Here is a 7,500-nt window from a genome sequence, read left to right on the forward strand (position 1 = left end):
CCGCCCTGTAATTTATCAGTTTCATTTTTTTGCCACATCGGGCGCTCAGCGCGGCGAGCGTTCGGTACCTTTCCCGTGCTCATCAGGATTGATAGGCTTCCAGACACCTCCCATGGGCAAAATATTCTTCCCTCATTTTCCTATTTCGCCGCACATGTGTGTTTTCGCCATTTACGCTGTTTTTGTTTTTCACAAAGGAACAGAGTATGGCCAAACGAACGCCACCAACCACTTATACCACCCCGGGCCTTGACCTAGACTTCGCACCGTATAGCAGCAGCATCCTGCAGGAGATCATCAAGCAGGTGGGGTACCCGGCCTCGAATGCTGACCGGGCGTATGTGTATCGTATCATCACCCGCCTCAACGCCGCTGCGACTCTGCATCGATTTGAGTTGGACCGGGCCTCTGAGCCAACCGATCACATGAATGAACGCGTTCTCAAGCAAGTCGCGCGGGTCACACAATCGCTCCACAGCCTTCTCCCCATAGTGTCTGAAGAAGGGGCGGTTACGGAGGACGCTTGCAACCCGTGTATTTCCGACGGCATAGCACGGTTGCTGGAGCCTAGCCTAAGAACCTCTATGCAGAACCGCCTTGTCGCTATCAATAATGAGCAAGCGGGAACGGTGAGCGCCGAGGAACTCTTCGGAGCGCGTTCCTCGGCAGAGATCCTTCTTCAACTGTCAGAGCATTGCGCCCTTCTCGCGGAGGCTGCGACCTATCAGCTTAAGCAAAACCAAGCTGACGCAGACCCCGACAATGCAGGCGACGAGAGCCCTGATGCAGATACCAACCAAATCGCAAACGCAAAATTCACCTTCGAGCTGATTAAGGTTTATGTCGACCTGTTCGCGCGTTCACCTGGCGTTTCTAAAAGCTCAATCGATGGTAAGCCCTCAGGTCCACTCATTCGTTTTTTGCGCGCTTGCTTTAACCATATTCCAAATCAGTCCCCTTCAGATGCGACCTTTGTCAGGTGGATTCGTGAAGCCAACACAAGGTTTGCCTGAAGCGCGTTTGTGTCGTGATGCGCGTTGCGGTGAGGCCAGCAAAATCGAGCACAGCTGCGCGGGGTCACGGCAGATACAAAAGTTTCTGCGCTGACCATTTAGCTTTTGGGCGGAGGGCCCTTCAGGGTTCCTGTATGGACCGGAAGCCCCAACATACCCCTGCCAATGCCTTCAGCACGAAGCCTCCTCATGAGGGGTTACAGGCTTTGGTTCGGCTTCTTGCTCGCCAAGCTGCGCGAGACGCTATGGCCTCTGGTCCCTCTCAACAAGAGGATACCTCAGACCATGCAGACCAAGACCAAACCCCGCATTCCAAATGACCCGCTCTTTACCGTGGCCGAGATCGCGGAGCTTGATCGCTGCTCACAGAAGACTGTGCGACGCGCTATCGCCATTGGCTATCTCGAGGCTATCAGAGTTGGCCCGGGACGGCGCTCCATCCGCATCACAAAAAGCGCCCATGAGCGCTATCGCCACCTGATGTCCTCCTGACCTCAGGCGTCACAAAGAGTCCACTAAATCAATACGTTATCGATCTGTCGGGAACACCTCTGCCCTGCAACAGCAAACTATACTGTGGCGATGTAATCCCGATTCGACCTCCCTGTCTCACGGTGTCCACCCGAGACCATTTATGCACAAAGGACCGTAACCCGATGGCTTATTTCGAGCGCAAAACACTGGAAACCGCATTTGTAAAACCAGGAACGCCAATGCTGTCGGACTGCTTGGAACGGCTGCAACAAGACGCCGAGCTATCTCCTACCAGAGCGCGGGATTTAGCCTCGGGCCTGCGCGGCATTGGCAAAGCCCTCAACCGTCCTCTCAACGAGATCCCCGCAGATCCGATGTGGCTGCAACCCCGCCTTGGCCGCATTGAGCCTGCCGCCCTCAGCCTGTCACCAAAGTCTTGGAGCAACACCGTCAGCAATGCCCGCGCCGCGCTTGTGCACAGCGGCATTGTGCAGAAGCGGGATAGTCGACGCTCCGACCTTTCGCCCCCTTGGCGCGCCCTCTGGGAAGACGTCCTCGCCACGAAGAGCCAATCCCTCGCGCCTGCTTTGGGCCGGTTCGTACATTTCCTCAATCGCCTCGACGTTGCCCCCGCGGAGGTTTGTGATGCCCACACCGAGGCCTATCGTCAGGCGCTCGCCATCAATGAACTGCGCAAGAACTCCGAAGACGCCATGCGTCAAGCCATCTATGGCTGGAACCATGCGGTGGGGCGCCTGGAGGCGTGGCCCAAGCAGAAGCTCACCATGGTTAACAACAGCAAGCGCTACACCTACTCGCTGGAAGATTTTCCACTCACCTTCCAACAGGGCGTCGCCACATTCATCAACAGAATGCAAAACCCAGACCCACTTGACGCCAAGGCCTTACGCGCACCCTTGCGGCCTGCAACCATTCGCCATCATCGCGCCCAACTCCTTCGGTTTGCCACGGCTCTTGTTTTGTCCGGCTTTCAAATTGAAGAGATGACGTCTCTTGATGTTTTGGTCGATCCCGGCAATGCGCGGCAGGGTCTCACATGGATGCTGAAGCGCAATAATGGGCAATCCTCCCCCAGCATTTTCAACACCGCTCTCATGCTCAAAGCCCTCGCCAAGTATCACCTTCAGGTTCCTGACGCGCAGCTCGAAGAGATTGCAGAACTTGCACGGCGTCTGACGCCTGAACAAAACCGAGGCATGACCCCTAAAAACCGGACCCGCCTTCGTCAGTTTGATGATGCCAATGCCATGCGCAAACTCGTGGTGCTGCCTGATACCTTGTTTGCAGCTGCAAACCCAATGATCAAACTCAAAACGGCTCTGCTTAAGATTGAGGTCGCAATCGCGATCGACATCTTGCTCGCCTGCCCCATCCGCCTGCGCAACCTCGCGGAACTTCACCTTGAGACCAATCTCAAGCGTATTGGCGATGAGCGGGTGTTTTTGGTCTATGACAGCGCAGACGTGAAGAACCGCCGAATGATTGAGTTTGAGCTCCCCGCATCGCTCATCAAGAAGATCGACCGCTATCTTGCTATACGCTCTCCGATTATGTGCCCTGCTGGCACGCCGTGGTTGTTCTCGCAACGACGCGTCGCGCGTTCGGTAAGCACGTCTGATCTCTCAAAAAGGGTCAGCAAGGCTATTCGCAAGGAAGTCGGCGTCGATATGAACGTCCATTTATTCCGCCACTTCGCCGCCAAGCTTTGGCTAGAGCGATACCCCGGACAATATGAAGCGCTGCGCCGCATTTTAGGCCACGCTGAACTCTCATCTACCCTTAATGCTTATGCCGGCTTTGAAGCGGGCACCGCCTCACAGTTGTTTGCAAACATTATTGAGCAAAAGCGAGGTTCACAATGAGACGGTTATCGCTGCGCTTTGAAGAATGGCCTGAAGCGGATCGCACCATGTGGGCCGAACTCACCACCAAAGCTGGCCCGCTCGATCCGCGCGGTCCACTCAGCCATTTAGAGGAACCCTCGCGCGGGAACCTTGTCACTAGCTATGGCTATTGGCTGGGCTGGCTTAATGCCAATCATCCCGGGGCCTTCGTTGAATCGCCGGTGGAGCGGGCCACGCCAGAACGTGTCACTGCTTGGATGACATGTGTCTCGCATCTCAGGCCTGATACACGCCTTGCATGCTTGGAAAAGGCCCTGCGTGTCCTTAAAGCCTATGCGCCCGACCACGACTGGACGATGCAGATCAGGTTAGCGTCTCTCCTACGCCATGAGCTACACACCTCGCCAAGTACCCGCAAGCGAGGGCGGATCATAGCAAGTGATGTACTGTTCCAAGCGGGATTATCTCTTGTTGAGGATCTTAATTCCGGCGGCACCCCCGCCAGCCTCAAAGAAGCGCAGCAACGCCGCGATGGCGTCATGATCATGATGTTGGCGGTACTCCCCATGCGACGCAGATCCTTTGTGGCTCTTGAACTGGGTCAGACCCTGACTGTATCTGGCGATCGCATTTCGGTTGTTCTTGAGACGCCAGATACAAAAAACCATCGCGTTTGGGAGACGGAAGTTCCCGCAAGTCTCGCGTCTCCGCTTCTTAGCTATATACGAGACGTGCGCCCATGGTTTTTAACGCGGCGCGACACACAACACATGCGACTTTGGTCCAACGACAGTGGTCGTCCGTATTGCGCCATACATCTCGGAGCACGGATAACGCGCCTGACAGAGAAGTACGTCGGGGCCCGCGTCTGCCCGCATTTGTTCCGCGACTGTGCGGCAACAACTTTGGCCTACGATTCACCAGACGCCGCCCGCCTTATCCGCGCTCTGCTCGGGCATTCAACCTTCCGCACCGCAGAACGTCATTACAATCAGGCCCGCGCCATCAATGACGGGCGCACATACGCCAGCCTGCTTGAGGACATCAGAAAGGGTACAAAATGACACGCGCTGCTATCTACGCGAGATATTCAACAGACCTGCAAAGCGATGCTTCGATTGAAGATCAACACCGCCTTTGCGCACGTCTCATTGAGGCCAACGGCTGGAGTGAATCCAAAACCTACGCCGATCGGGGGTTAAGCGGCGCCACCCATCTTCGCCCCTCCTATCAACACCTGCTACAGGACGCGCGGGATGGGGCGTTCGACGTGGTTGTTGCAGAAGGCCTTGATCGCCTCAGCAGGGACCAGGAGCATATTGCAGCCTTCTATAAACAGATGCGGTTTTTGGGGATACCGATTGTCACCGTGGCAGAGGGAGAAGTGCCCGAACTGCACATTGGCCTCAAAGGCACAATGAGCAGTCTGTTTCTTAAAGACCTTGCGCAGAAGACCCGCCGCGGCCTTGAAGGGCGTATCCGCAAAGGCAAATCCGCAGGCGGCATCACATATGGCTATGACGTGGTGCGTCAGGTTTTGGCTGATGGCGAGATGTCCACAGGGGAACGGATCATCAATAAAGCGCAGGCCGCGACCGTGCAGGGCATCTTCAAGGATTATGCGAACGGCCTCAGCCCTCGCGCCATCGCATCCGCCTTAAACAACGACGGGATCGCAGGGCCACGCGGCACGGGTTGGGGATCGTCTACCATTTACGGCAATCACAAACGTGGCACAGGTATCCTCAACAATGAACTCTATATTGGACGTCTCGTCTGGAACCGACAGCGCTTTGTCAAAGACCCGTCAACGGGCAAACGACAAGCGCGTATGAACCCAACAGAAGACTGGATCATTGAAGAGGTTCCGCAACTCCGGTTCATTGATCAAGACCTCTGGGAGGCGGTGAAGGCCCGGCAGAAGGCGACCCGTAACGACATGATCCGTGATGGGCTCAACCGTCCAGAACGCGCGCACCGAGCCAAACACCTGTTCTCCGGAATGTTGATCTGCGGAGCTTGTGGCGGTGGCTATACCATTGTCGGCAAAACACGGTACGGCTGCGCCAATACCCGCAACAAAGGCACCTGTACCAACCGCCTCACAATCAAACGGGAAGACCTTGAAGCGCGTGTGCTCTTGGGGCTCAAAGATCAATTGCTTCACCCTGATCTGATCGCCGAGTTCGTTTCCGCTTTTCAAGCAGAGTTCAACCGCCTCGCAAACGAGTCCTCAAAAACCAGATCACAGACAAAACAGGAATTGACCAGGGTTTCTAAACAAATCGATAAGATCATAGATGCGATCACTGAGGGCATGTTTCACCCAAGTATGAAGGCCAAGATGGATGAGCTTGAAGACCGCAAACTAAAGCTTGAAGCCGAACTGGCCACTACAGAACCAGACAATCCGGTTATGCTGCATCCGGGGCTTGCAGAACTCTACAGAGCAAAAGTCGCCAATCTAACAGAATCGCTGAATGATGCTTCAAGCAAAGCCGAGGCAACCACTCTCATTCGCAGCCTTCTCACGGAGATACGTCTGATCCCAGATAGCGACAGTCTTGATATAGAACTTGTTGGCGAGTTGGCGGGGTTGTTGGCATTAGGCCAAACAAAAACGGCCTCGGAAGCGTTTGCTTCGGGCCGTTCTGTAACAATGGTTGCGGGAGTAGGATTTGAACCTACGACCTTCAGGTTATGAGCCTGACGAGCTACCGGGCTGCTCCATCCCGCGCCACTTTGGCGTATTTGCCAAGTTACGCGCCCCGGCGTTTTAAGTTTTGCGGGGCTTTTCTCGTTTGAGAGATACGATATTGTTGGTGTTTCTTACTAGGTTTGGCGGCGACCTACTCTCCCACGCCTTAAGACGCAGTACCATCGGCGCAACAGTGCTTAACTGCCGAGTTCGGGATGGGATCGGGTGTTTCACTTGTGCCATGACCACCAAACCGAGAAAGAAACACCAGCGTGCTTTTTTTGAAGCACGCTGTACATCAGTTTTCCAAGTGTTTTCCGCTGTTTGTGTAAAAGTGTATGCTTTTGATTTTGTCAGTATTAGCGATGTCTCGCTTCTACTGGATCAAATCAAGCCTATCGAGCAATTAGTACCAGTCAACTGAACGCGTTACCGCGCTTACATCTCTGGCCTATCGACGAGGTGGTCTACCTCGGCTCTCAGGGAGATCTTGTTTTGAAGGGGGCTTCCCGCTTAGATGCCTTCAGCGGTTATCCTGTCCGATCATAGCTACCCAGCACTGCCATTGGCATGACAACTGGTCCACCAGTGGATCGTTCACCCCGGTCCTCTCGTACTAGGGGCAACTCTTCTCAAATCTCCTACACCCACGGCAGATAGGGACCGAACTGTCTCACGACGTTCTAAACCCAGCTCACGTACCTCTTTAAACGGCGAACAGCCGTACCCTTGGGACCTGCTCCAGCCCCAGGATGAGATGAGCCGACATCGAGGTGCCAAACACTGCCGTCGATATGAGCTCTTGGGCAGTATCAGCCTGTTATCCCCGGCGTACCTTTTATCCGTTGAGCGATGGCCCTTCCACTCGGGACCACCGGATCACTATGGCCGTCTTTCGACTCTGCTCGACTTGTCAGTCTCGCAGTCAGGCTGGCTTCTGCCATTGCACTCAACGAGCGATTTCCGACCGCTCTGAGCCAACCTTCGCGCGCCTCCGTTACTCTTTGGGAGGCGACCGCCCCAGTCAAACTACCCGCCACACAGGGTCCCGGATCCGGATAACGGACCGCGGTTAGACATCAAACAGAATTAGGGTGGTATCTCAAGGGAGGCTCCACCGAAACTGGCGTTCCGGTTTCAAAGCCCACCACCTATCCTGCACAAATTGTGTCTGATGCCAGTGTGAAGCTGTAGTAAAGGTGCACGGGGTCTTTCCGTCTAACCGCGGGAAGCCTGCATCTTGACAGGCAATTCAATTTCGCTGAGTCCACATTTGAGACAGCGGGGAAGTCGTTACGCCATTCGTGCAGGTCGGAACTTACCCGACAAGGAATTTCGCTACCTTAGGACCGTTATAGTTACGGCCGCCGTTTACCTGGGCTTCAATTCGGAGCTCTCACTCCTCCTTTTAACCTTCAGGCACCGGGCAGGCGTCAGACCCTATACGTCG

6 protein-coding genes, 1 tRNA gene and 2 rRNA genes (1 of these 9 only partly in view) are annotated in these 7,500 nt (G+C 55.0%); 6 read left to right on the forward strand and 3 right to left on the reverse strand.

Translation table 11 applies throughout. The features are described 5' to 3' along the window. From N9C89_RS16080 to N9C89_RS16105, 6 genes are all read left to right on the forward strand, one after another. Positions 1 to 253, forward strand: a 253-nt coding sequence (locus N9C89_RS16080) for a hypothetical protein (RefSeq protein WP_263955046.1), incomplete at its 5' end; no start/stop codon positions are given. Further along, positions 207 to 1,013 (forward strand): hypothetical protein, encoded by an 807-nt coding sequence (locus tag N9C89_RS16085; RefSeq protein WP_263955047.1) that lies wholly within the window; start codon positions 207 to 209, stop codon positions 1,011 to 1,013. The genes N9C89_RS16080 and N9C89_RS16085, both read left to right, overlap by 47 nt. A gap of 285 nt (positions 1,014 to 1,298) precedes the next feature. After that, positions 1,299 to 1,505 (forward strand): helix-turn-helix domain-containing protein, encoded by a 207-nt coding sequence (locus N9C89_RS16090; protein ID WP_263955048.1) that lies wholly within the window; start codon positions 1,299 to 1,301, stop codon positions 1,503 to 1,505. Positions 1,506 to 1,669: 164 nt separating this feature from the next. Beyond that, the gene (locus N9C89_RS16095; RefSeq protein WP_263955049.1) at positions 1,670 to 3,370 is read left to right on the forward strand and encodes a tyrosine-type recombinase/integrase; all 1,701 of its coding nucleotides are present in this window, start codon (positions 1,670 to 1,672) and stop codon (positions 3,368 to 3,370) included. Then, positions 3,367 to 4,416 (forward strand): hypothetical protein, encoded by a 1,050-nt coding sequence (locus N9C89_RS16100; RefSeq protein ID WP_263955050.1) that lies wholly within the window; start codon positions 3,367 to 3,369, stop codon positions 4,414 to 4,416. Before N9C89_RS16095 ends, N9C89_RS16100 begins: the two co-directional genes overlap by 4 nt. Then, positions 4,413 to 6,056: a recombinase family protein gene (locus tag N9C89_RS16105; protein ID WP_263955051.1), complete on the forward strand. Its 1,644-nt coding sequence runs from the start codon at positions 4,413 to 4,415 to the stop codon at positions 6,054 to 6,056. Before N9C89_RS16100 ends, N9C89_RS16105 begins: the two co-directional genes overlap by 4 nt. Here the strand turns inward: N9C89_RS16105 and N9C89_RS16110 are convergent. From N9C89_RS16110 to N9C89_RS16120, 3 genes are all read right to left on the reverse strand, one after another. After that, positions 6,013 to 6,089: transfer RNA gene (locus N9C89_RS16110), tRNA-Met, on the reverse strand. The two genes, N9C89_RS16105 and N9C89_RS16110, sit on opposite strands and share 44 nt — an antisense overlap. A gap of 99 nt (positions 6,090 to 6,188) precedes the next feature. After that, positions 6,189 to 6,303: ribosomal RNA gene (gene rrf / locus N9C89_RS16115) — 5S ribosomal RNA — on the reverse strand. Positions 6,304 to 6,435: 132 nt separating this feature from the next. Continuing rightward, positions 6,436 to 7,500: ribosomal RNA gene (locus N9C89_RS16120) — 23S ribosomal RNA — on the reverse strand; it runs 1,765 nt beyond the window's last position.

The organism is Halocynthiibacter sp. SDUM655004 (assembly GCF_026015885.1).
Classification (GTDB): domain Bacteria; phylum Pseudomonadota; class Alphaproteobacteria; order Rhodobacterales; family Rhodobacteraceae; genus Falsihalocynthiibacter; species Falsihalocynthiibacter halioticoli.

Coding starts and splice junctions, on each gene's coding strand:
- N9C89_RS16090 (WP_263955048.1), top strand. CDS start 1,299: ATGCAGACCAAGACCAAACCCCGCATTCCAAATGACCCGCTCTTTACC.
- N9C89_RS16085 (WP_263955047.1), top strand. CDS start 207: ATGGCCAAACGAACGCCACCAACCACTTATACCACCCCGGGCCTTGAC.
- N9C89_RS16100 (WP_263955050.1), top strand. CDS start 3,367: ATGAGACGGTTATCGCTGCGCTTTGAAGAATGGCCTGAAGCGGATCGC.
- N9C89_RS16095 (WP_263955049.1), top strand. CDS start 1,670: ATGGCTTATTTCGAGCGCAAAACACTGGAAACCGCATTTGTAAAACCA.
- N9C89_RS16105 (WP_263955051.1), top strand. CDS start 4,413: ATGACACGCGCTGCTATCTACGCGAGATATTCAACAGACCTGCAAAGC.